The sequence below is a fragment of the Grimontia sp. SpTr1 genome, assembly GCF_947387585.1.
GTDB lineage: Bacteria > Pseudomonadota > Gammaproteobacteria > Enterobacterales > Vibrionaceae > Enterovibrio > Enterovibrio indicus.
On sequence record NZ_CANDOD010000023.1, the window covers coordinates 1 to 23,643 of the forward strand.

The following is a 23,643-nucleotide window of genomic DNA, read 5'->3' on the forward strand; positions in this document are numbered from 1 at the left end:
TAACTCGTGGTGGGATTCCCGAGTGGCCAAAGGGATCAGACTGTAAATCTGACGGCTCCGCCTTCGAAGGTTCGAATCCTTCTCCCACCACCATCATTAAAAAAGCCAGCTCATTGAGCTGGCTTTTTGCTTTCCTGCAAACTACACGCTTTCACGACCATGTGGCGTGGTCAAATCCTGCACTGGCCCTTTGGGCACAACACGGGTTGGGTTGATGTTGGCGTGGCTGTAGTAATAGTGACGCTTGATGTATGGCATATCGACCGTCTCGGCCACACCCGCAACCTGATATAACTCTTTCAGATAACCGAAGATGTGCTCATATTGGGCAATCTGCTGGCGGTTACATTTGAAATGCCCCACGTATACCGGGTCAAAACGTACCAGCGTGGTAAAGGCGCGCCAGTCTGCCTCTGTAATTTGATCGCCTGCCAAGTAACGGCTGGTCGCCAAATGCGCATCCAATTTGTCCAATGCAGCAAAAAGATTGTCGAAAGCTTCTTCATAAGCTTCTTGCGTGGTGGCAAAACCACAGCGGTACACGCCGTTGTTGATGTTTGGGTAAACATAATCGTTCCACTCATCAATCACGCTGCGCAGTGCTTCTGGATAGAAATCTTCCGTGTTACCTGTCACCCCGTTGAAGGCGGTGTTGAGCATGCGGATGATTTCAGACGATTCATTGCTGACAATGGTTTCGGTTTTCTTATCCCACAGCACAGGCACTGTGACGCGCCCGGTGTAATCAGACTTCGCCTTGGTGTATAGCTGATGCACGTAGTTAAAGCCATAAAGTGACTCAGGCTCATCAAACTGCCAGCCTTTCTCCATCATGTCAGGACTCACCACAGACACGGTAATGTGCTCTTCAAGGCCTTTCAGTTTACGGAAAATCAGTGTTCGGTGTGCCCATGGACACGCGAGCGATACGTACAAATGATAGCGGCCAGATTCAGCCTTAAAACCGCTCTCACCCGTTGGACCCGCTTCACCGGTTGCCGTTACCCAGGAACGGAATCCTGCGTCTTCACGAACGAATTTCCCGCCAGATGATTTGGTGTCATACCAGACGTCATGCCAAACACCTTCCACTAATTTGCCCATATCCAATCTCCTTGTTTTGTTGAGAAGAGTATATGAAAAGGATAAGGAGATGTCGGTAGGAGGGTTTCGTCAGAGTCGTTCGAATATTTGAAACAAGACTAAGATGACCCCGACGATGACGCTGCCGGGATCAGGGGGGAGAGGTTAGGATTTACCACCCAGCATGTAGATGCTGAAGCTAATATCCAGAGCAGTACTTCCGTCAGGGAAGGTTTCGTGGATCAGGATATCTTCCCCTTCGATCTTGAACCGAATCGTGGGATCCTGAGCCTGATCACGCCATCGACCGTCTTTTCCTTGCGCCCAAACTGCGCGTTGCTTGTCGATTTTGCAGCGATAATGCCATTTCTTTCCGTCATCTGGCCGCTTATAGGATATATGAAAAACATCCTTTTCCGTTTCCGGTTCTATGACCTTTTTATCAACCATCATGATAGAAGGACTTTTTCCTTTGATAGCGGCCAAACTCGCCCGACAGATTTGTTCTTGTGTGAAATCGCCGTACTCGCTGCACCCCGCAACCAAGGTTATTGTCAGTGAAGCCACTGAAAGTTTCATTAATGAAACCACATTCATAAGTTCGCGCTCCCTTCGCTCAAAAAACGATAACACCTTGAGTGTCCGAAGATTCTTTTCTTTACTAGCATAGTTGCAATAAATAGAAGCTGCTTTACGAATGGGACGAACTTGCATCGATAGTAAGACACTAATGTTCTGCGAGCTGTAGTAATTTCAGATAAACTGGGCAGACCTCAATGGACTTCAGACAAAGAGAAGTAAATCAGCATGAAAGTCATTTCTTTTAATATCAATGGATTGCGCGCCCGCCTTCACCAACTTCAGGCACTGATTGAAAAGCATCAACCGGACGTTATCGGCCTGCAGGAAATCAAGGTTCATGATGAAGCTTTTCCTGTCGAAGACGTCGAAGCGATGGGCTACAAAGTCTATTTCCATGGTCAGAAGGCGCATTACGGTGTCGCGATGCTATGCAAACAAGAGCCAATAAAAGTGCAAAAAGGCTTCCCAACAGACGAGGAAGATGCACAGCGCCGTATGATCATGGCAACCTTCAAAAAAGACGATGGCAGTGAAGTGACAGTGCTGAACGGCTACTTCCCGCAAGGTGAAAACATCGCCCACGAAACCAAGTACCCTGCCAAGCGCAAGTTTTACCAAGACTTGATGACTTACCTCAACACCTCGCACAGCAATGACGAGAAACTGATTGTGATGGGTGATATCAACATCAGCCCGATTGATTTGGATATCGGCATTGGTGAAGTGAACCGTAAGCGCTGGCTGAAAACCGGTAAGTGTTCGTTCCAGCCGGAAGAGCGTGAAATGCTGGCGACCTTGATGAACTGGGGCTTTGTGGACACCTTCCGCCAGCAGTTCCCTGATGCCGACGACAAGTTCTCCTGGTTCGATTACCGCTCACGTGGCTTTGACGACAACCGCGGTCTGCGCATCGACGTGATTCTGGCAACCCCTTCACTGGCAGCAGACTGCATTGATACGGGTATTGATTACGAACTCCGAGGTATTGAAAAACCTTCCGACCACGCGCCAATTTGGGCGGAGTTTAAGTAGATCAGGACCTAGGAAGAGAAGGTCCTAGGTCCTAGGTCCTAGGGAAGAGCAAAAGCCCAAAAAGAAAAACCGCCATTCACTGGCGGTTTTTTGTATCCTGCTCTTCCTAGGACCTTTCTTTTCCCAGGACCTAGGACCTTTCTCTTCCCTAGGTCCTGCTCTTACGACTCCAACGGTCTCAAATGTCTGTGCCAGCGGTGTTCTAGTCGCTTAAAGCCGTAAACAATAGCGAAGGTCAGACACAGGTAGATAGCCGCCACAAACAGGAAGGCATCAAATGGCGCGTAGAAACGTGCATAGATGTCCCTGGCTGCGCCTGTAAGGTCGATGATGGTCACGACCGACGCAATCGAGCTTGCATGCAGCATGAAGATAACTTCGTTGCTGTACGCTGGCAGTGCGCGGCGGAATGAAGATGGCAAGATGATGCGGCGCAGAATCGTAAAGCGCGACATGCCGTAAGCCTTGCCTGCTTCGATTTCACCTGCAGGTGTTGCCACCATCGCACCACGGAGGATTTCCGTTGTGTATGCGGCCGTGTTCAACACAAAAGCAAACAGACATGGATAGAAAGCATCTTCGACAACTGCCCAGAACATACTTTGTTGAATGCCTTCAATGGTCGCCACACCGTAATAAATCAGGTAAAGCTGGATAAGCAGCGGCGTGCCACGGAAGATGTAAACGTAAATCCAAACTGGACGGTTAATCCAAGGGTTCTTTGAGGTCCTAGCAACCGCCAATGGTACGGACAGGATAAGACCCAGCACCAGCGACAGGAACACCAGTTGAACAGTGACCGTCAAACCACTCCAGTAGTGGAGAATGGTGGTCGAGGTGAAAATCTCGTTTTGGTCGAGGTAAGCGTAAATTGATTCTAACATTCCGTGTCTCCTTAGCCTCTTACTACACCGGCGCTGAACTTACGCTCCAAGCGCTTGAGTCCAAGCTCAGAGATGGAGGTGATCAGCAGGTAGACCAATGCTACCGGAATAAAGAATTTGAACGGTTCGTTCACCGCACCTGCCGCTTCTTTGGCAAGGCGCGTCATATCCGCCAGACCAATCACTGACACCAGCGCCGTTGTCTTCACCAACACCAACCAGTTATTACCAATGCCTGGCAATGCGTGACGCATCATTTGCGGGAACATAATGCGACGGAAGATCATCCAAGGGCTCATGCCATATGCAGTGCCTGCTTCCAACTGACCACGGTCAACCGCCAGAAATGCGCCGCGAAAGGTTTCAGCCATGTAGGCACCGAAGATAAAGCCAATCGTAGAAACACCAGCAGTAAACTCATTGATGTTGATGAACATATCAATGTCATACTTTTCGTAAAGCCAGTCAGAGAAGTTGTTCATCATGATTTGTGCGCCGAAGAAAATCAGCAGCATCAACACCAGATCGGGTACACCCCGAACCACGGTGGAATAAACCGTTGCCACACCGCGGGCAAAACGGTTCTTAGAAAGTCGTGCCAATGCGGTTACCAATCCCAGTAACACCGCAATCACAGCAGAAAGCACCGCCAATTCGACGGTTAATATTGCGCCCATGAAAATGGAAGGGCCATAACCATGCAGATCTAACATCCTTTCCTCCTGCACGAATAAACCGATAGCGAAACTACCGCTTTATGGATCTTGTATTCAGTTTTCGCTTATCAGTCAAAAGGGAGCGAATCCCGCTCCCCCTAGAGCTTTATCAGCCCCCTAAATCAGAGGGCTGATGAATCTGCCATGTGTTGCCATATAGGCCTAGCAGAGTTCCTGCAAAGTAGTTGGAGCTAGAGCAACGCAGCTATCGCTCCAACTAAGAAGCAGATTTACATTTTGATATCGTAGGCAAAGTACTTCTTACGAATCTCGTCATACGTACCGTTCGCTTTCACCTGAGACAGAGACTTGTTGAAGATCGCTGCCAGGTCTTTATCACGCTTACGGAATGCTGCTGCTACACCATTACCCAGTTGAACGTTGTCGCCCACTGCTTCGAAGGTGTCACCGTCTTTACCGCCTAGGATTGAAGATTCGCCTACTGGGAAGTCAATAAGCACGATATCCAGACGACCACCTTGCAGATCCAGTACCAGATCATCACCCGTGGTGTAGCGCTTAACTTCTGCTACTTTGCCGAACGTGTCGGTCGCGTAGTTGTCTTGGATCGTACCGCGCTGAACACCGATACGCTTACCTTTCAGAGAGTCAACATCGGCTGGGTTAAGACCTGAACCTTTTGGTGCGAAGAAACCGCTTGGGGTGTTGTAGTAAGGTTCTGAGAACAGTACCTGCTTAGCACGCTCTTCAGTGATCGACATTGATGAGAAGATCACGTCGTACTTACGCGCTTGCAGACCTGGAATGATGCCGTCCCATGCTTGGATAACCCAGCTACAGTTCAGCTTTGCGTTTTCACATACAGCGTTACCCAGATCCACTTCGAAACCAGTCAGGGTACCGTCTGGTGCTTTGTATTCGAATGGTTCATAAGGTACATCCACAGCGATGCGAACGTCTGTCCAATCTTTTGCCTGAACAGCTGTCGCGCCCAGTGCAGCTGTCACTGCAGCAGCAACTAACCATTTTTTCATCTTTCTGTCTCCTTATGGATATATTGTTCAGATGGCGATACTCCTTTGCCATCTGCCGTATGCGTTTACCGCGTCGGGGCTTTCTTATTTCAGAACTATCAGTAAATCGAAGAGATAAATTGCTGTAATCGCTCCGATTCAGGATTAGTAAATAGCTTAGCTGGGTCGCCCTGCTCTTCCACTAGTCCTTGGTGTAAGAACATCACATGGTTGGAAACGTCACGTGCAAAAGCCATTTCGTGGGTCACGACCAGCATGGTACGACCTTCTTCGGCCAGGATTTTCATGACGTTGAGTACTTCACCCACCAATTCTGGGTCAAGGGCTGAGGTAGGTTCATCGAACAACAGCACTTCAGGCTCGACCGCAAGAGCTCGGGCAATCGCAGCGCGCTGCTGCTGACCACCGGAAAGGTGCCCTGGGTAGTAATCACGACGTTCCCACAAGCCTACGCGCTGCAGGAAGGCTTCTGCGCGTTCCAACGCTTCTGCTTTTGGTACGCCCAGAACATGGATAGGTGCTTCAATCACGTTTTCCAGTACTGTCATGTGAGACCACAGGTTGAAGCCCTGGAATACCATCGCCAGACGGGAACGAATGCGTTGAACTTGTTTTTCGCTAACGGGTACGGCTTCGCCATGGCGACCGTTTTTCATTTCGATAAGTTCGCCGTTCACCCAGATTTCACCTGCAGTTGGGGTTTCCAGCAAGTTGATGCAGCGAAGGAAGGTACTTTTACCTGAACCGGATGATCCGATGATAGAGATGACATCGCCACGGTGTGCGTCCAGTGAAATCCCTTTTAATACTTCGTGTTGACCAAAGGTCTTGTGAAGGTCTTTGACTTGTAGCGCTACTGCTTCCGTCATGCGCTTGACTCCTGTCTTTCTGTTTGCACGCCGAGCTAATACGAGCACCTGCTCTTAGTCTGAAGACTGCTTAGGCACTCTTTTTTATATGGCTTGGTGGTACGAGTTCAGTGTAACTATGGCGTAAATTGTCATTTTCTGCCGTGCCACAACACATTTCACTACTGAGGCTCGTTTATCTGAAAATAACATCCATCAGTTTCAACAGCAACAATTTGTTAACCTTTAAGTGAATAAAAAATAAGTCATTTTCAATGCATAATTAAACAGAATGAGTGCTTTATCAAGAGTGTGAATTGATTGATGGTTTTGAGTGGTTAGTGTAGGGTGTATTTCGATGAAAATTTGCTTGTAGATCAATATCGAGAGAGCTATGTTGCCACGCTTGCTGACCCTGTGTTTCGCGCTCGTCTCTTTCGCCAGCTCAGCCACAACCAATACACTTACAATTATTCCCGAGCTGTCGAACGGCTTTGTCAGAAACTACAACCCTTTCCGCGCCGATACACTGGCGACGACGAGAGACTTCATCTTCGAACCCCTGATGGTTTTTGAGGAGGGCGTCGCACATTTCCGTCTAGCCAAAAGTTACACCCTATCCCCCGACCTGAAAGGCATTCTGCTCTCGCTGCGAGATGACATTAAATGGTCTGACGGTACCCCCTTTTCTGCGGACGATGTGGTCTATAGTCTTTCACTGCTAAAAGACGAACCCGAACTGGATTACAATTCACTCGGGTACTGGATGGAGCACATCGAAAAACGTGGCGAAAATGAGGTATACGTCTCGTTAAGCCATCCAAACGCACAGATAGCACATCGTTTACAGGAAGCCATCATTGTTCCCATGCACCAGTGGCAGGACATTTCTGACAAGCGTTTTTTCCTTAATGCCCATCCTGTCGGCACTGGCCCTTTTACCGATATAAAAGCCTTTAGCAGCAATAACATCGTTCAGTGCCGTAACCCCAACTACTGGCAACAAGACAAACTCAAGGTCGATTGCATTCGCTACCCACAAGTCAAAAGTAATGATGAGCTCATCAGCCGTCTGAGCAACGGTGAATTTGACTGGGCGAGTGCGTTTATTCCAGATATTGAGCGTAACTACGCCTCCTATTCGCGTGATTACCATTACCACCATAAGCCCTCAACCATCGTCAGCTTGATGTTTAACTTCAAACATCCCAACGAAGAATTACGCAAAGTTATTCAAGACGTGCGTTTTCGCCGTGCGATGTCGATGAGCCTTGCACGGGATCTTTTGATCAGTGTTGCTGTTTTTGGGCAGGGTGAAAAAGCGGTATTTGCCAGTGGTATGGCATCGACATTTGAGGACTGGATACCGAATTCGGCCGCAGAGCAGCATCTTTACTACATTCGCTTTCATCCCAAAGCCGCTTCACGCCTGCTTGACGAGTTGGGATTGGTCGATATCGACGGCGACAGATTCCGGGAATTACCGTCTGGAGAGCCACTGACTCTGCGGATCATCGCACCGAATGGTTGGAGCGACTTCATCTCTGCTTCTAATGTGGCTGCGGAGATGTTCGCGGCTGTCGGCCTGCGTGTAAAAACAGAAGTTTTACCGTTTCCTGAATATGAAGCCCGCATGGCGAATGCCAGTTACGATCTCAGCATCACCAACTACTTTACCGGCCTAACGCCTTTCAGGTATTTCAATTCAGCCTTTAACAGCGCCTATCAAACCCCTACTTCGCCACGTTTTGCCCAGCACTATTTCAAAGACGAAAAAGTGGATGACCTGTTGGATGACTTTCTGCTTCAAACTGATCAGCAGAAACAGCGCGATATTGTCAGCCAGCTTCATCTGCGCGTTTCTGAAAATCAGGTGACTGTGCCGCTTTATTACAAGCTGGAAACGGTGGAATTCACCACCACACGTTACAAAGGCTGGAGAAGGCATGAAGACGGGACGCCGAATGTACCGCCAATTTGGTACACAGAAAGGCCAAGGTTGATTCAATTGCTCGAATTGGAACCGGTTGAAGAGTCACCCAAGAATACCCCATAAAAGAAAACCCAAGCTGATGCTTGGGTTTTCTTTTACTCGGGGCCTTCACGCTATTCCTTGCCCATTAACTCCAACGTTTTGAGCCATACATCTGCGTCGCTGTGAGGGTCTAGCATCTTTAGTCTTTCGTATGCTGAACGCGCCAACTCAAGCTGGTTAGTTTTCATCGCGCTAAAGCCCAAGATCTCCCACAAAAAGGCATCCCGGCTGCCCCCCATGTCGATGGCCTGCTGCGCCAGATTGGCGGCTTCCTGCCAACGTTGCAGTTGGGACGCTATTTTAACCTGCACTTTCACCAGAGAAAGTTCAGGCTCTCTATTCAGCAAAGACACCACTTCCCAAGCTTCCATCCACTCCATCGACTGCATGTGATATTGGAGTTTACGTTTCAGCACATCACGGTTCACGGTCACAGCTTCTGAGCTGATACCTTGATTGAGCAATCGCTTCGCTTGCTCGGTATCTCCCAGCATGCTCGCGTATTGGGACATGTTAAGGTAATCCGCCTCGGTCAGCGTGGCTCCGGCTTTGGCTTCTTCCCGTAAAGTTCTCAACGCAGCACGCACTTCACCCAATGCCGCATAGGCGGAGGCTTTCTTGCGTTGCCAGCGAATGTCATGACCAAATTTATCTTGAATCACGCGGGTGGTATTAATCAGCGCGCGGTGCTGCTGAAGCTGTTCTTCACTCAGCAGTTTGATCTGCCATATAAATTCCGGCACATCGGCGTAACGGGCAATAATGGCGTTAGCCTGTTTCAACGCTTCTGCATATCTCTTTTCGCTGAACAGCGCACGGGTATAAAGATGCTCAACCGGCTGGAAGGAAGGAAACTCAGCCAGATAGGTTTTACCGTATTGAATGGCGACTTCTGGACGGCCACGCTTCATAGAAAGGGACACTAATGCGCCCAGCACATCCTGTCTCAGACTTTCAGGTAACTTTCGGTACTCCAGCGCTTTGGTGTAGGCAAGATACGCACGGTTGTAGTCACCTTCATTGAGATAGATGTAACCGAGCAACCGCTGATGTAAGGCATTCTGTTCTTCGTTATCCGCAACAATCGCTTTCGCCAGATCGGCTGCTTTATCGACCTCATCATTCGATAGCAGGGTTTCGATACGATTCAGGTGACGGGCAAAATCCGGATCACTGGCAAACGCCGGTAAACTTGCACACAACAGCAATACGCCAACACCAAAAAGTTTCATATCCCTCAGCCAATAACGATTTGATATCTCGAATATAACGTAGATTAGACACACTGCGCCTGTAAAAACGTCTATTTTTTGCAGGGACGCAACATATCTTCCGTGGCGTCTTACTAGCGGGCTCTATATACTCCGCGCCTTCTTATAAATACTGAGAATCCCATGAAAACCTATATCCCTGGTAAAGACGCTGCGCTCGAAGAGTCCATCAACAACTTTGAAGCTAAACTGACAGCGGCCGGTTTTAACGTTGAACCTGTTTCCTGGCTTAATCCTGTGCCGAATGTGTGGTCTGTTCACATTCGCGATGTGGACGCGCCAATGAACTTTACTAACGGAAAAGGTGCCAGCAAGAAAGCCGCTTTGGCTTCGGCGCTCGGCGAGTATTTTGAGCGTCTTTCATGCAACTATTTTTATGCGGATTTCTATTTGGGCGAAGAGATCGCAGAGGCGCCTTTCGTTCATTATCCAAACGAGAAATGGTTTCCTCTCACTGATGACGACATGCTGCCAGAAGGTCTGCTCGATGATGACATGCGCGCCTTCTACGATCAGGAAGAAACCCTGATGGCGAGCGATCTGGTTGATCTTCAATCGGGCAATGAAGATCGCGGGATCTGTGCGCTGCCGTTTATCCGCCAGAAAGATCAGCAAACCGTTTACGTGCCAATGAACATTGTCGGTAACCTTTATGTCTCTAACGGCATGTCAGCGGGCAACACTGCAACCGAAGCGCGCAGTCAGGCGCTGTCAGAAGTGTTTGAGCGCGCCATTAAAAACCGCATCATTGCTGAGCGCATCAGCATGCCGGAAATTCCTGCTGAGGTGATTGCCCGTTTCCCGACTATTCAGACGTCGATTGAAGCCATGCAGGCAGAAGGTTTCCCGATTGCGGTTTATGACGCCTCCATGGGTGGTCAGTATCCGGTGGTATGTGTCACCCTGTTTAACCCCAACAATGGCACTTGCTTTACTTCTTGGGGCGCACACCCTCGCTTCCAGGTGGCTTTCGAGCGCACTGTGACCGAACTTCTGCAAGGCCGCAGCCTGAAAGATCTGGATGTATTCGAAGCGCCTTCTTTCCATGATGAAGACGTGGCTGACCACCATAACCTCGAAACCCACTTTATCGACTCTTCGGGCACGGTCTCTTGGGACATGTTCAAGTCCACACCGGATTACGAATTCACTGAGTGGAACTTCGAAGGCACTTCTGAAGAAGAAGTTTCCTGGTTGCTGGGCAAACTCCATGCGGAAGATGCTGATGCCTACATCGCCGATTACAGTCATCTGGGTGTGAACTGTTGCCGAGTGATTGTGCCGGGTTGGTCTGAAATCTACCCGCCGGAGGAAGTGCAACTTTGCAATAACAACCGCGGTACCGATCTGCGTGAAGCAATGTCCATGCTGCTCGCAACGGGTTTCAGTGATGAATCGGTTGAGTCTCTGTTTGATGTGCTGGAAATGTCAGACTTTGATGACAGCTACATGGTATGCGAACTGATGGGCGTGCTGCCGGATGCAGGTACCGCTTGGAAGTCACTCACCATTGGCGAGCTGAAATGCTTGCTGGCACTGGCGATGGGCGACATGGAAACAGCACAGGATTTCGCGACCTGGAGTTTGGAATACAATGCCACCATCTACAGTCAGGAACGCACCATGTTTATGCGCTGCCTGATTGCAAGCTTGGAGCTGGCCCAGGATGAAGCGCGAGACGCTGCAGAGTACCGTCGCGCATTTGGGTTTGTTTACGGCGAAAGCATCACCGAAGCGGTTTGGAGCTCAATCTGCGGTGACATCCGCTTCTTTGGCCTTGAGCTAGAAAGTGCAGATTTGACCTCATTTGGTGCGCATCAGAAACTTTTGGCCTCCTACGAAAAGCTGCAACAAGCAAAAGCCAACGCTGCGTAATTATTTCTTACGATTCTGCACCGAACAAGCCTGCTTGAGGGAAACCCCTGCAGGCTTCTTTATATTGTTCAAGAACGATGTGCGGAAAAAGTGACAGCCAACGTATTTTCATAGCAATTTAGTGCATTTCTGTGGCACATCTCCCGCACCACTTTTGGTAATTTTATTTCAGAAATCAAAGTAAATTCGGCAAAAACGGCAATATCCTTATCATTTATGGCATTTTCCGTTTCTGGCAACTTTCAAATCCTGTAATTTATTTTCACGAAAATGATTTAGATCAAATTTGCTCAGGAGAGGTTTGTTAGTATGTTTGTAACGAATTTTGGCTCCCGGCCTCACCTCAATCAGCAGCGCGTTCATTGCTGAATAAAAGCTAAAACCTGCGGGGAGCGTAACCAGTTCTGTTTGCTTTTGTACGAAGAGGACTTTATGTCAACTCAAGCTCCATCAGAGCACATCGGCGATAAGGCGCAAAGCGAGTATCAAGCTAAGCACCGACCTGCCTCAGAGTTCGCGACACGTTCAGATTACCTGGACCACGAACTTCAAATCATGAACCCGCGCCGTTGGAAGCTAAACCTTCCTGGCCGTGATTTCCGTTTCGAACTCGAAGATCTCGTTCCTGCATTGGCGGGTACCATCGGCATTATCGCGATGTACTCAGCAGTGATGATGTCTTGGGCTGATGGCCTGACCCAAGCTTGGGATCACATCAATCTGGGCAAAGAGTTCGCAATCGAAGTAGCACGTGTTGAGATGCTTATCCCTGCACTGCTGTTCTGTGTGCTTGCCTCTGGCTTTATCAACCCACGCGCTAACCTTGCCGGTAACCATGGTCCAATGATCCCACTGATCGGTACCATTGCGTTAGCCGGTGCTCACCCTCTTGCGCTTGCATTGCTGCTGGGTATGTTTGGCTTGATGCTGAGTTACTTCAAAGGTGGCTCGAAACTGGTGAACCTCACCAGTGAAGGGGTCGCCGGCGGTCTTCTTATTTTCCTCGGTTTCACCGGTGCAATGAGCCAAATCGCAGACATCCAGACTTGGGCAAAAGGCCTGGAGTCTGCAACCGTCGCGAAAGGCAGCATGGGTTACGTTGGCTTAGTGGTTCTGGCCGTGAACGTAGTGCTTTACGCTCTGCTGGCGCGTATCGGTAAACGCTGGTTGGCAATCCCTGCCTGTGCGTTCACTGGTCTGATTGCGGCACTGGCGCTGGGCGCTGGTTTCGACCTGACTTTCACCACTGAAATGGGTCTGCCTAACCTGAACCCTGTTTACTGGTGGGGTAGCACTGAGCAAGGTTGGATGTTGGGTCTGCCAAATCTGCAGCACTTCATTGCCTCTCTGCCATTTGCGATTCTGGCAGTCGCCATGTGGTCTCCTGACTTCCTGGGCCACCGTATTTTCCAAGAATTGAACTACCCGAAGAAAACCGAAAAAGTGCTGATGGACGTGGATGACACAATGACTATGTGTTCTATCCGCCAGATGGTTGGTACTGCGGTAGGTGGCGGTAACATCACGTCTTCTTGGGGTACTTACATGATCCCTGCAGCGATTGCGAAGCGTCCAATCCCTGCTGGTGCGATTCTGCTGGGCTGTTTGGTGATGTTCATCGCTATCCTTGGTTTCCCAATGGACGTAGCAGTATGGCCACCGGTAATGCGTATCGCGCTGCTGGTAGGTGTATTCCTGCCACTGCTTGAAGCAGGTGTTCAGATGGTTCGTGAAACTAAGGATTCACAATCAGCAGGTATCTGTATCTTCGCATCAATGGTTGCTAACCCAGTACTGGCTTGGGCGCTGGCAATGCTGCTCGACAACAATGGTCTCATTGGTGACAAAGAGCGTGCGAAAAAACTGTCTTTCGTAGACCGTATCGTGATTCCAGGTTCAGTATTAATTATCTGTCTGGTTGCTATGCTCGCGGTTGGTATGCTCGAAGATCAGTTCGGCATCCCTGCTCTGATGTAATAACGGTTTGGGCAGCCTTAACTGGCTGCCCAATTTACTATTCATAAATTGGCTAGAAAGCGTAAAATCAAACGCGTTTTGAAAGACCGTTTTTGCTTTTACAGTTTTTTAATGATCGTGTACTACCACTGGCTCAACGGTGGAGCGACGTCAAAGTCGCTAAGTACTTGTTTTCTTCTACTAAAAAGGTAGGTACAACATGTCTGAGCAATTTGCTAAAGCATGGGAAGGTTTCGCTGACGGCGAATGGCAGAACGAAGTTAACGTTCGTGACTTCATTCAGAAGAACTACACCCCTTACGAGGGCGACGAGTCTTTCCTGGTAACTGAAGGTACTGAAGCAACTAACAAGCTTTGGGAAAAAGTGATGGAAGGCATCAAGCTTGAGAACTCAACTCACGCGCCTGTAGACTTCGACACTTCTGTAATCTCTACCATTACTGCTCACGACGCAGGCTACATCAACAAAGATCTGGAAAAGATCGTTGGTCTGCAAACTGAAGCACCTCTGAAACGTGCAATCATGCCAAACGGCGGCGTTCGCATGATCGAGGGTTCTTGCAAGGCTTACGGCCGTGAGCTGGACCCAATGGTTTCAAAAATTTACTCAGAGTACCGCAAGACTCACAACCAAAGCGTTTTCGATATCTACACCCCAGATATCCTGAAATGCCGTAAGTCTGGTGTTCTGACTGGTCTGCCTGACGCATATGGCCGTGGTCGTATCATCGGTGACTACCGTCGCGTAGCACTGTACGGTGTAGACTTCCTGCTGAAAGACAAAGCGAAGCAATTCCACTCTCTGCAAGAGAAACTGGAAGCGGGCGACGATCTGCAAATGACCATGCAGCTTCGTGAAGAAATCCAAGAGCAATACCGTGCTCTGAACCAGATGAAAGAAATGGCTGCGAAATACGGCTACGACATCTCTGGTCCTGCGACTAACGCACAAGAAGCGGTTCAGTGGCTGTACTTCGGTTACCTGGCTGCTGTTAAGTCTCAGAACGGTGCTGCAATGTCACTGGGTCGTACTTCTACGTTCCTTGATGTTTACGTTGAGCGTGACATCGCTGAAGGCAAGATCACTGAAGTTGAAGCGCAAGAAATCATCGACCACTTCGTCATGAAGCTGCGTATGGTTCGCTTCCTGCGTACTCCTGAGTACGATGAGCTGTTCTCTGGCGACCCAATCTGGGCAACAGAATCTATGGGTGGTATGGGCTGTGACGGTCGTACGCTGGTAACACGTACCAACTTCCGCTTCCTGAACACCCTGTACACTATGGGTCCAAGCCCAGAGCCAAACATCACTGTACTGTGGTCTGAGCAACTGCCTGACGGCTTCAAGCGTTTCTGTGCGAAAGTATCTATCGATACTTCTTCTATCCAGTACGAAAACGATGACCTGATGCGTCCAGACTTCGACAACGATGACTACGCAATCGCTTGTTGTGTATCTCCACAGGTTGTTGGTAAACACATGCAGTTCTTCGGCGCACGTGCGAACCTGGCGAAAACGCTGCTGTATGTAATCAACGGCGGTGTTGACGAAAAACTGAAGATGCAGGTTGGTCCTAAACAAGAGCCAATGAAAGACGAGTACCTGGACTTTGATAAAGTTTGGGCGGGTCTGGACAGCTTCATGGATTGGCTGGCGAAGCAGTACGTGACCGCGCTGAACGCGATTCACTACTCTCACGACAAATACAGCTACGAAGCGTCTCTGATGGCTCTGATGGACCGTGACGTTTACCGCACTATGGCTTGTGGTATCGCTGGTCTGTCTGTAGCCGCTGACTCACTGTCTGCTATCAAGTACGCAAAAGTGAAACCAGTTCGTGACGAAGACGGCATCGCTATCGACTTCGAAATCGAAGGCGACTATCCGAAGTTCGGTAACAACGATTCACGCGTTGATGACATCGCATGTGAAATGGTTGAGAAGTTTATGAACAAGATTCGTAAGCTGAAAACTTACCGCGATGCAGTACCTACTCAGTCTATCCTGACCATCACTTCAAACGTTGTGTACGGTAAGAAGACTGGTAACACGCCAGACGGTCGTCGTGCAGGCGCGCCATTCGCACCAGGTGCAAACCCAATGCACGGTCGTGACGAGAAAGGTGCAGTAGCCTCTCTGACTTCTGTAGGTAAACTGCCATTCGCTCACGCGAAAGACGGTATCTCTTACACCTTCTCTATCGTGCCTAACGCACTGGGTAAAGACGGTGACACGCAGAAAGCTAACCTTGCTGGTCTGATGGATGGTTACTTCCACCACGAGTCTGGCATCGAAGGCGGTCAGCACCTGAACGTTAACGTTCTGAACCGTGACACGCTGGAAGACGCAGTTAAGCACCCAGAGAAGTACCCACAGCTGACTATCCGTGTATCGGGTTATGCAGTTCGCTTCAACTCTCTGACTGCTGAGCAGCAGAAAGACGTTATCGCACGTACTTTCACTGAATCTCTGTAATCTGAGTATTCATTGAATTGAAAAACACCTCCTCCGGGAGGTGTTTTTTTATGCCTGATCAAAAAACGCCTCAACTCCCCCCTTAACCGCATAACGTTCTGTCGACGCTCTGAAAAATAGCGACCATACTGGAAGCAAGCTGTTCTATCACAACAATTTTCGCATCACACTTTGATGCCGACATGTGCGCTTTAGGGGAACGCCATGAATATCTTGCTAGTGGAAGATCATCCTTTCCAACGAGATGTGATTGCAGGGCAATTGATGCAGCTCCTTTCAGGAGACGACACACTGATTTTTGCCGAATCCGGCAATGCTGCGCTTGAGAAAATCCTACACGGTAAGCCGGATTTGGTGTTCTGTGACCTGGAATTGCCAGACATGGATGGCATCAAGTTGTTGAGCAATGCCGCCGAACGCGGTTTTATGGGATGCATTGTGATCACCAGTGCAGCGTCTCAGAAGGTGATGGATACCGTCAAAAGCATGTGTGAGCACATGAGCCTCAACGTTCTCGGAGTATTACCAAAACCTGCTTCTATCCCCCTGCTGAAGTATTATCTGACACTGGCGATGGAGCACGACACCGATTATCCGCAGGATTTGCTTCCACTTACTGACGACGAAGTGCTGGAAGCCTGGAAAGCGAATTTGTTTGAAACTTGGTTTCAACCTATCGTGCGATTTGATACCGGTGAGTGGGTAGCCTGCGAAGCATTACAGCGGATGAAACATCCGATACGGGGAACCCTCACCCCGATATCTTTTCTTTCCCAGTTATCAAATTTGAATCTGGAATCAGAGCTGACCTTTTCGGTAGTCAACGCCGTGATTGCCAACCAAACTCACCTCGATGGTCACCCAGTCGGCATCAATGTTTCCGTGAACAATCTTATCGAACTGAACTTTGTGGATGAGGTGATTGAGCTGGGCCATCAATACCCCAACCTCAATCAGTTGATTTACTTCGAGCTTCACGAGCCAGAAAATTTCTCGCAGATCGCTCAGCTACAGGAAGCCGCTTCCCGTTTACTTCTCAATGGTTTCCGTATCGCGATTGACGATTTCGGCTCAGGCTACAGCACGTTGCAACAAGTCGAATTCCTGCCACTGGACTCCCTGAAAATCGGCCTTAATCTGGTGCTACCGATGCTAAGTTCACGCACAGCCTTCGCCTTGGTTGAAGCCAGTAACTTGGTTGCTAACCGCATTGGCGTCGCTTCAGTGGCAGAAGGCATTGAATGCATTGAAGTCTGGCACTCGCTTCGTGACATGGGTTGTGATTATGGTCAGGGCTTTTTCATTGCCCGCCCTATGCCAGCAGACCAATTGAAGCAATGGCAAACACTGTGGGATTCCGTGCTGGAAAGTCGCACGCTGTGCCCCCCAATTGCCCTCAACACCATCGAAATCTAATCCCAGTAATGGCGCGGTGTTCGCGCCTTTCTCCTTTCCTTACAATTTCACGTCTCATATGGCTTTAATAGGGGCATATTCCCTTTAGGTCACCACGTTTCTGTAATAAAATAACACCTTACTTTTTACAGTAGTTTTGGAGATGCTCATGTCGGTGATTGGCCGTATTCACTCTTTTGAGTCTTGTGGAACCGTTGATGGTCCTGGCATTCGATTTATCGTTTTCATGCAAGGATGCCTGATGCGCTGCAAATACTGCCACAACCGTGATACGTGGGATCTGGATGATGGCCGCGAGGTCACCGTCGAAGAAATCATGAAAGAAGTGGTGACCTACCGTCACTTCATCAATGCCTCCGGTGGCGGTGTTACAGCATCCGGTGGTGAAGCTATGCTTCAACCTGAATTCGTCCGTGATTTCTTCCGTGCAGCAAAAGCCGAAGGCATTCATACCTGTCTGGATACCAATGGTTACATCCGCAAGCACACTGATGTCGTTGATGAAGTGTTGGATGCCACCGATCTGGTGATGCTGGACCTGAAACAAATGAACGACGAAATCCACAAAGATCTGATTGGCGTGTCCAACCGCCGCACACTGGATTTCGCCCGCTACCTGCATCAGCGTGGCCAGAAAACCTGGATTCGTTACGTAGTGGTTCCCGGCTACACCGACGATGAAGAGTCAGCACACCGTCTGGGTGAGTTCATCAAAGACATGGACAACATTGAGAAAGTCGAAATGCTGCCATACCACCAGCTGGGTGCCCACAAGTGGGAAGCGCTGGGTTACGAGTATGAGCTGAAAGATGTCAGCCCACCGAAGAAAGAAACCATGGAAACGCTAAAAGCGATTTTGGAAGGCTACGGCCACAAAGTGGTTTACTGATAGAGAAATCTCGTATGGCTTGGGCAAAGACTCAAGCCATTTTTTTATCCATCAACGCCCACCGAAAACCCGCAAAGCCAAGCGGTATCGTTAAAGCCAACACCAACAAAGGGGCGAGCATGTCATCGACCCTGACGCACTCCACCCATCCTTTCAAAGCCATCAATCCAATGCCATATTGCGCCAAGCACACCAGGGTAAAACGCAGACATTTCCCGCGGGACAAATGAGTTTGAAACACCAGCTTGGTATTGAGCACAAACGACAACGCCACACCTATCAGCACTGAAAGGCTATAAGCCGTTGCGTAGTCCAAAAAAAGATGGAAGAAAGCATAGAGCCCGTAACCCAGCACAGTGTTAAAAACACCCACGCCTGAGAAACGCTTTAGCTGCCCTATCACAACCTTCGCCGACCCAAGGCTTGCCCACTCTGGTTTTCTGATCTGCGCCAACATCGCTTTTCTCTTTGATACAACGAACAGATAACCTATCCGATGGTCGGTAGAAAAAAGGTCAAAAGAAGATCACCTATCCGGCGACAAGTACTCCCTGTCATAGAATGTGCGCAGCCAATGCGGACGATACACCGCCAGTAAAGTCACGGCCATGCCGTTGAGCAGCCCTTCCGGGAACCAGATCAACAGCGCCAGTGTCAGGTAATTATCGAGGATGGTATCCCAGCCATGAAGGCCAGACACCCAGTAACCTGTCGATACCGTGCAAAGGTGGAACACGATGGTAAAGGCCGCGTTAAGAAAACCAGCAATGAAGATATAGATGAACAGGTGATGACTGAGATACCGATAGGAGAGCTGGAAAATCGCATAGCTGACCAAGGCAGGAAGCACCGCCGTGGTGAACGCATACAGCCCGACATCGGCAAACGGCAAAAGGCCAAAACCCACCATCAGAGTTAATGGAATCACTGAAATCCAAATAGCGATTCTCGGGCCATGGCACAGCGTGAGCACTGTCATTCCCAGAAAGTGGATATCCAATCCTTCACTGATCCCTGCTTTCAATGCCCACAAACAAAACAGGATGATCCCACTGGCAAACACTAAGTGCTGATAGTCTTTTTCGGTACGCATTTTCTGCCAGCCAAGCGGCGATCGGCAAAGCCACAGCGACACCAGAAAACACGTCCAACCAAACACCTGCCAGTAAATCATCCTTGCTCCGTTATTCTTGGGCTCTGAGCTACAAAATCCAGTCACTTTTCAAGTTAAAAAAGCGTAACTAACCTGTGTCCAGATCAAAAAAACGACCTGCTCCAACTGTTAATCTGTGGCACATGAATTGCCAAACTTGCTCACTTCAAATCATTACTAAGAGACTGTTTGGATAAAGAATTTTTATCTTTCGAGGCCACTATTATGGAAATGACACACGCTCAACGTCTTATCCTATCTAATCAATACACGCTAATGTCCCAACTTGATCCACAAAACGCAGAAAAATATCGTCGTCTACAAACTATTGTAGAGCGTGGATATGCCCTGCAAATGCGTGAATTGGATAAAGACTTTGGCGACATGTCAGAAGAACTGTGCCGCCAGGTAGTTGATATCATGGAGATGCACCACGCACTTCAAGAGTCTTACCGCATGCTGGAAGATGGCACCCGTTGTGAATGTGACGTGGATGCACGCCGCCTGCAGTTCTGGGGCTTTGATGCCGCGACGGAAGCACATCTGGTGAACTACGTGCGCTTCCTGACCGACGTAGAAGGTTTGTACCCACAATTCGACAAAGGCTCACACCACTTCAACAGCCAAACGCCAATGCTGGCGAAATACCAGCGCATGCTGCAGGTATGGCGCAACTGCCCTCGTCAGTACCACCTGTGTGGTAACGAGCTTTGCCAAATCGTGGGTGCGTAAGCGCCAAAAACCTCAATCAAAAGCCGCTGTTTTCAGCGGCTTTTCTGCATTTAAATTCCACTCATAACCCCATGTTTAAATTGAACTTATCCGGTACAACATTGACAGATGGTTCGACAAGTAATTTTGATTGTCAGTGACAAATTAATTTATTTGCGCCCAAGCTAAATCGGTTGTCTAATCGCCACGCACCCAACCGGTTTTGATGATGCCGTCGAGGTGTATACGGGCTAGGTCGAGCAAATCAAACCTCTGATTTGCAATGTGCTGGAACAACCTCAAGTTGCAGTTTCCACGCAGACGAGCCGTTTTCTCTGTCATACCGCGCAGCAGTAAGCGCGGCCTTTTTAGGAATGGCAATGAAATCTATCGCAAACCACGCTGTTCAGGCTGAAGGCCTGAGTACTCTTTGCGACACCGCAGCTAACATCCACCCGCAAAACAAACCCCAGAACCTGTCGACCCATGTACGCAGGAAACGGGCATCGTTAAAGCGAACACGCAGCGCGGAAACCGTGCTTTTCGAACTGTCGCTTCAGATGCCTGAGTAAGGTCTGCCAGCGTTACCCATTATTTTTATCTGGTACACAGCACCGGTGACGGCCACCTATTATCTGCCGTCAGCGGCGTTTCCTGTACCCAATCACCACTGAGGAACGAACATGAGTGATTGGTCTATCAATGACGCCCGCGATGTCTACAACACGCCTTACTGGGGTCAGGGTTACTTCGATATTAATTCACAAGGCGAGGTGATTGCCCGTCCGGATACCCAACAACCGGACAACAACATCGCGCTTTCAACGCTGGCTGATGAACTGATTGCCAAAGGCGCTTCACTGCCTGTGCTGGTGCGTTTCCCGGAGATCTTGCACCACCGCGTAGACAGCCTGTGCACCCACTTCAACGATGCCATTGCTGACTACGGCTATGAAGGCGAATACCTGCTGGTTTACCCGATTAAAGTGAACCAGCAAAAAGAAGTGGTTGGCGAAATTCTGAAAAGCCAATACGCCAGTCAGGAACGTCAGTTGGGACTGGAAGCGGGCAGTAAGCCTGAGCTGATGGCAGTGCTGGCCATGGCGCGTCAGGCAAGCTCTGTGATCGTGTGTAATGGCTACAAAGACCGCGAATACATCCGCCTGGCACTGATTGGCGAAAAGCTGGGCCACGAAGTCTACATCGTGCTGGAGAAGCTTTCTGAGCTGGATACTGTGCTGGCAGAAGCCAAAGCGCTGGGCGTAAAACCGCGTCTGGGTCTGCGCGCGCGTCTGGCGTCTCAGGGCAAGGGTAAATGGCAGGCAAGCGGCGGCGAGAAGTCGAAGTTCGGTCTGTCAGCTTCTCAGTGTATGACGGTAATGGATCGCCTGCGCGAAAACGACATGCTGGATTCACTACAACTGCTGCACTTCCATCTGGGTTCACAAATCGCCAATATCCGCGACGTACGCTCAGGTGTAAACGAAGCGGCACGTGTATTTGCTGAGCTCTACCAAATGGGTGCAGGAATCACCACGCTTGACGTGGGCGGTGGTCTGGCAATCGACTACGAAGGCACACGTAGCCAAAGCAGCTGTTCCATGAACTACAGCCAGCGCGAGTACGCCAACAATGTCGTCTACACCATCGGTGATGTGTGTAAGGCATTCGACATCAAGATGCCGCGCATTATCTCTGAGTCTGGCCGTAACCTGACTGCGCATCACGCTGTGCTTATCACTGACGTGATGGGCGTTGAAAGCTACCAGCGTGAGGAAGTGTTTGCACCAGCAGAAGATGCATCGCAGATCCTTCATAACATGTGGCGTTCATTCAAAGACCTGAGTCAGTCAACTGACCAGCGTTCACTGGTTGAGATTTACCACGACAACCAGAACGATCTGGCAGAAGTACACATGCAGTTCGCCATGGGCTTGGTGAACTTTGCTGAGCGCGCTTGGGCAGAACAAATCAGTCTGCGTATTTGTTACGAGCTGTCTTGCAAGATGTCCCACAAGAACCGCGCACACCGCCCGGTACTGGATGAGCTGAACAGCCGCTTGGCAGACAAGTTCTTCGTGAACTTCTCCCTGTTCCAGTCTCTGCCGGATGCTTGGGGTATTGAGCAGGTGTTCCCTATCCTGCCGCTGTCAAAGCTCGATAAAGAGCCAGAAAACCGCGCAGTGCTGCTGGATATTACCTGTGATTCTGACGGTGCCGTTGAGCAATACGTAGAAGGCCAAGGCATCGAAAGTACACTCGCTGTACCGACTTGGAGCGATGAATCGCCATACCGCATCGGCTTCTTCCTTGTGGGGGCGTATCAGGAAATTCTGGGCGACATGCACAACCTGTTCGGTGATACCGACTCTGCCGTTGTTCGCTGCAATAAAGATGGCGGCTACGAGATTGAATCTATCCACCACGGCGACACTGTGGGTGATGTGCTGCGTTACGTGCACTTGGAAGCGGACGAGTTCCTGAGCCAATACGAAGAAATGGTGAAAACACTGCCGGAGAACGAGCAAGATGCGATTCTGTCTGAGCTTTCAGAAGGCCTGAAAGGTTACACCTACCTCGAAGACATTCATCACAACCGTTAATGATTTCGGCTGCCTGCATCGCGGGCAGCCCCTTTTTCAAGGATTTATCAATGGCAACATTGGCCAACTACCCAGACTACTCCCTGTACGCCAACGCGTTCGGTTTCCTGCGCCAACCACTGGTGTTTAACCCACAAGGTTGCGACGCTGACGTGGTGATCACAGGTGTTCCTTTTGATATGGCGACTACAGGCCGCTCTGGTGCGCGCATGGGCCCAGGCGCGATTCGTCAGGCATCCACCAATCTGGCATGGGAAAGCAAAAAATGGCCTTGGGATTTCTCTCTGACCAAAGAAATCAAAATCGCTGACTGCGGTGATTTGGTGTTTGATTGTGGCGATGCACGCAACATGAGCGAGCGTCTGGAAGCACACGCCACTAGCCTGCTGGCAGAAGGCAAAACCCTGCTGACATTTGGCGGCGACCACTTCGTGACCCTGCCACTGCTGCGCGCCCACGCAAAGCAGTTCGGTGAAATGGCACTGGTTCACTTTGATGCCCACACCGACACCTACGATCAAGGCAGCGAGTTCGACCATGGCACCATGTTCTACACCGCGCCAAAAGAAGGTCTGATTGATCCACACGCATCTATCCAAATCGGCATCCGCACTGAGCATAGCGATGAGCTGGGCTTCCAGGTGGTAGATGCAGCGACGGCAAACGATTGGTCAGTGGAACAAATCGTAGAAGCGATTAAAACCCGCGTTGGCGACCGTCCGGTTTACCTGACCTTCGACATCGACTGTCTGGATCCAGCTTACGCGCCGGGTACTGGAACCCCAGTTTGTGGTGGCCTGAGCACCGACAAGATCCTGAAAGTGATTCGGTCACTGCAAGGCATCAATCTGATTGGTATGGATGTGGTAGAAGTGGCACCCGCCTACGACCATGCAGATCTGACCTCTCTTGCGGCAGCGACGATTGCAACTGACCTGCTGTATGTATGGGCAGCGAATCGTAAAGCGAAGTGATTACTACTTTGCTGACTAGAAACACCCGCTTAGGCGGGTGTTTTTTGTATGGCGCATCACAAGAAGATCCCACAATAGCTCTGTTTTTTAAGGCTAAAGTATTATTCTCACCGAGTACCAACG

Annotated in this window: 22 protein-coding genes and 1 tRNA gene; 12 read left to right on the top strand and 11 right to left on the bottom strand. The window is 49.7% G+C overall.

Annotated elements, in window-relative coordinates; translation table 11 throughout:
• The first annotated feature begins 8 nt into the window (after window positions 1–8).
• Window positions 9–93: transfer RNA gene (locus QL223_RS23055), tRNA-Tyr, on the top strand.
• 48 nt (window positions 94–141) lie between these two features.
• Here QL223_RS23055 and QL223_RS23060 read toward each other — a convergent pair.
• Together QL223_RS23060 and QL223_RS23065 are read right to left on the bottom strand one after the other, a co-directional pair.
• The gene (locus QL223_RS23060) at window positions 142–1,104 is read right to left on the bottom strand and encodes a glutathione S-transferase family protein (protein ID WP_281546084.1); all 963 of its coding nucleotides are present in this window, start codon (window positions 1,102–1,104) and stop codon (window positions 142–144) included.
• 144 nt (window positions 1,105–1,248) lie between these two features.
• Window positions 1,249–1,680 carry a hypothetical protein gene (locus QL223_RS23065; protein ID WP_002541018.1) on the bottom strand — a complete coding sequence of 144 codons (432 nt, stop codon included), beginning with the start codon at window positions 1,678–1,680 and terminating at the stop codon, window positions 1,249–1,251.
• Window positions 1,681–1,890: 210 nt separating this feature from the next.
• Between QL223_RS23065 and xthA the strand changes: the two genes are divergently transcribed.
• Window positions 1,891–2,697, top strand: a complete 807-nt coding sequence (gene xthA / locus QL223_RS23070) for an exodeoxyribonuclease III (RefSeq protein WP_281546085.1) — start codon at window positions 1,891–1,893, stop codon at window positions 2,695–2,697.
• Window positions 2,698–2,858: 161 nt separating this feature from the next.
• Here the strand turns inward: xthA and QL223_RS23075 are convergent, their stop codons facing one another.
• From QL223_RS23075 to QL223_RS23090, 4 genes are all read right to left on the bottom strand, one after another.
• Window positions 2,859–3,581 carry an ABC transporter permease gene (locus tag QL223_RS23075; protein WP_002541015.1) on the bottom strand — a complete coding sequence of 241 codons (723 nt, stop codon included), beginning with the start codon at window positions 3,579–3,581 and terminating at the stop codon, window positions 2,859–2,861.
• A gap of 11 nt (window positions 3,582–3,592) precedes the next feature.
• The gene (locus tag QL223_RS23080; protein WP_002541012.1) at window positions 3,593–4,294 is read right to left on the bottom strand and encodes an ABC transporter permease; all 702 of its coding nucleotides are present in this window, start codon (window positions 4,292–4,294) and stop codon (window positions 3,593–3,595) included.
• Window positions 4,295–4,527: 233 nt separating this feature from the next.
• Window positions 4,528–5,292, bottom strand: a complete 765-nt coding sequence (locus QL223_RS23085; RefSeq protein WP_002541011.1) for a transporter substrate-binding domain-containing protein — start codon at window positions 5,290–5,292, stop codon at window positions 4,528–4,530.
• 98 nt (window positions 5,293–5,390) lie between these two features.
• Window positions 5,391–6,161 carry an ATP-binding cassette domain-containing protein gene (locus QL223_RS23090; protein ID WP_002541009.1) on the bottom strand — a complete coding sequence of 257 codons (771 nt, stop codon included), beginning with the start codon at window positions 6,159–6,161 and terminating at the stop codon, window positions 5,391–5,393.
• 373 nt (window positions 6,162–6,534) lie between these two features.
• Here QL223_RS23090 and QL223_RS23095 point away from each other — a divergent pair, with 373 nt between their 5' ends.
• Window positions 6,535–8,196 carry an ABC transporter substrate-binding protein gene (locus QL223_RS23095; protein WP_281546086.1) on the top strand — a complete coding sequence of 554 codons (1,662 nt, stop codon included), beginning with the start codon at window positions 6,535–6,537 and terminating at the stop codon, window positions 8,194–8,196.
• A 50-nt stretch (window positions 8,197–8,246) separates the two neighbouring features.
• Here the strand turns inward: QL223_RS23095 and QL223_RS23100 are convergent, their stop codons facing one another.
• Window positions 8,247–9,407, bottom strand: coding sequence for a tetratricopeptide repeat protein (locus QL223_RS23100; RefSeq protein WP_281546087.1), 1,161 nt, complete (start codon window positions 9,405–9,407; stop codon window positions 8,247–8,249).
• Window positions 9,408–9,569: 162 nt separating this feature from the next.
• On the opposite strand from QL223_RS23100, the gene ycaO reads away from it, so the two are divergent.
• On the top strand, window positions 9,570–11,321 hold the full coding sequence (gene ycaO, locus QL223_RS23105; protein ID WP_281546088.1) for a 30S ribosomal protein S12 methylthiotransferase accessory factor YcaO: 1,752 nt from the start codon (window positions 9,570–9,572) through the stop codon (window positions 11,319–11,321).
• 68 nt (window positions 11,322–11,389) lie between these two features.
• On the opposite strand, the gene QL223_RS23110 is transcribed toward ycaO, so the two are convergent.
• Window positions 11,390–11,560 carry a hypothetical protein gene (locus tag QL223_RS23110; RefSeq protein WP_281546089.1) on the bottom strand — a complete coding sequence of 57 codons (171 nt, stop codon included), beginning with the start codon at window positions 11,558–11,560 and terminating at the stop codon, window positions 11,390–11,392.
• A gap of 193 nt (window positions 11,561–11,753) precedes the next feature.
• Here QL223_RS23110 and QL223_RS23115 point away from each other — a divergent pair, with 193 nt between their 5' ends.
• The 4 genes from QL223_RS23115 (at window position 11,754) to pflA (ending at window position 18,079) form a co-directional block, all read left to right on the top strand.
• On the top strand, window positions 11,754–13,298 hold the full coding sequence (locus tag QL223_RS23115; protein WP_002541003.1) for a DUF3360 family protein: 1,545 nt from the start codon (window positions 11,754–11,756) through the stop codon (window positions 13,296–13,298).
• 199 nt (window positions 13,299–13,497) lie between these two features.
• On the top strand, window positions 13,498–15,774 hold the full coding sequence (pflB, locus tag QL223_RS23120) for a formate C-acetyltransferase (protein WP_281546090.1): 2,277 nt from the start codon (window positions 13,498–13,500) through the stop codon (window positions 15,772–15,774).
• 204 nt (window positions 15,775–15,978) lie between these two features.
• Complete coding sequence (locus QL223_RS23125) at window positions 15,979–17,190, top strand: EAL domain-containing response regulator (RefSeq protein WP_281546091.1); 1,212 nt, start codon at window positions 15,979–15,981, stop codon at window positions 17,188–17,190.
• 148 nt (window positions 17,191–17,338) lie between these two features.
• On the top strand, window positions 17,339–18,079 hold the full coding sequence (gene pflA, locus QL223_RS23130) for a pyruvate formate lyase 1-activating protein (protein ID WP_002540998.1): 741 nt from the start codon (window positions 17,339–17,341) through the stop codon (window positions 18,077–18,079).
• A 31-nt stretch (window positions 18,080–18,110) separates the two neighbouring features.
• Here the strand turns inward: pflA and QL223_RS23135 are convergent, their stop codons facing one another.
• A complete protein-coding gene (locus tag QL223_RS23135; RefSeq protein ID WP_281546092.1) occupies window positions 18,111–18,536 on the bottom strand; it encodes a GtrA family protein in 426 nt (141 codons plus the stop codon).
• Window positions 18,537–18,605: 69 nt separating this feature from the next.
• Complete coding sequence (locus tag QL223_RS23140; RefSeq protein WP_002540994.1) at window positions 18,606–19,253, bottom strand: energy-coupling factor ABC transporter permease; 648 nt, start codon at window positions 19,251–19,253, stop codon at window positions 18,606–18,608.
• A 204-nt stretch (window positions 19,254–19,457) separates the two neighbouring features.
• On the opposite strand from QL223_RS23140, the gene QL223_RS23145 reads away from it, so the two are divergent.
• Complete coding sequence (locus QL223_RS23145; protein WP_046307024.1) at window positions 19,458–19,964, top strand: YfbU family protein; 507 nt, start codon at window positions 19,458–19,460, stop codon at window positions 19,962–19,964.
• Window positions 19,965–20,141: 177 nt separating this feature from the next.
• On the opposite strand, the gene QL223_RS23150 is transcribed toward QL223_RS23145, so the two are convergent.
• Window positions 20,142–20,285 (bottom strand): hypothetical protein, encoded by a 144-nt coding sequence (locus tag QL223_RS23150; protein WP_002540991.1) that lies wholly within the window; start codon window positions 20,283–20,285, stop codon window positions 20,142–20,144.
• Between the two features lie 38 nt (window positions 20,286–20,323).
• On the opposite strand from QL223_RS23150, the gene QL223_RS23155 reads away from it, so the two are divergent.
• The 3 genes from QL223_RS23155 to speB all read left to right on the top strand — a co-directional run bounded on the left by QL223_RS23155 (window position 20,324) and on the right by speB (window position 23,520).
• Window positions 20,324–20,515, top strand: coding sequence for a hypothetical protein (locus QL223_RS23155; RefSeq protein ID WP_002540990.1), 192 nt, complete (start codon window positions 20,324–20,326; stop codon window positions 20,513–20,515).
• Window positions 20,516–20,626: 111 nt separating this feature from the next.
• Complete coding sequence (gene speA, locus QL223_RS23160; protein WP_281546093.1) at window positions 20,627–22,546, top strand: biosynthetic arginine decarboxylase; 1,920 nt, start codon at window positions 20,627–20,629, stop codon at window positions 22,544–22,546.
• Between the two features lie 50 nt (window positions 22,547–22,596).
• Entirely contained in the window at window positions 22,597–23,520 is a 924-nt protein-coding gene (gene speB / locus QL223_RS23165) for an agmatinase (protein ID WP_281546094.1), read from the top strand.
• The last annotated feature ends 123 nt before the right edge of the window (window positions 23,521–23,643 follow it).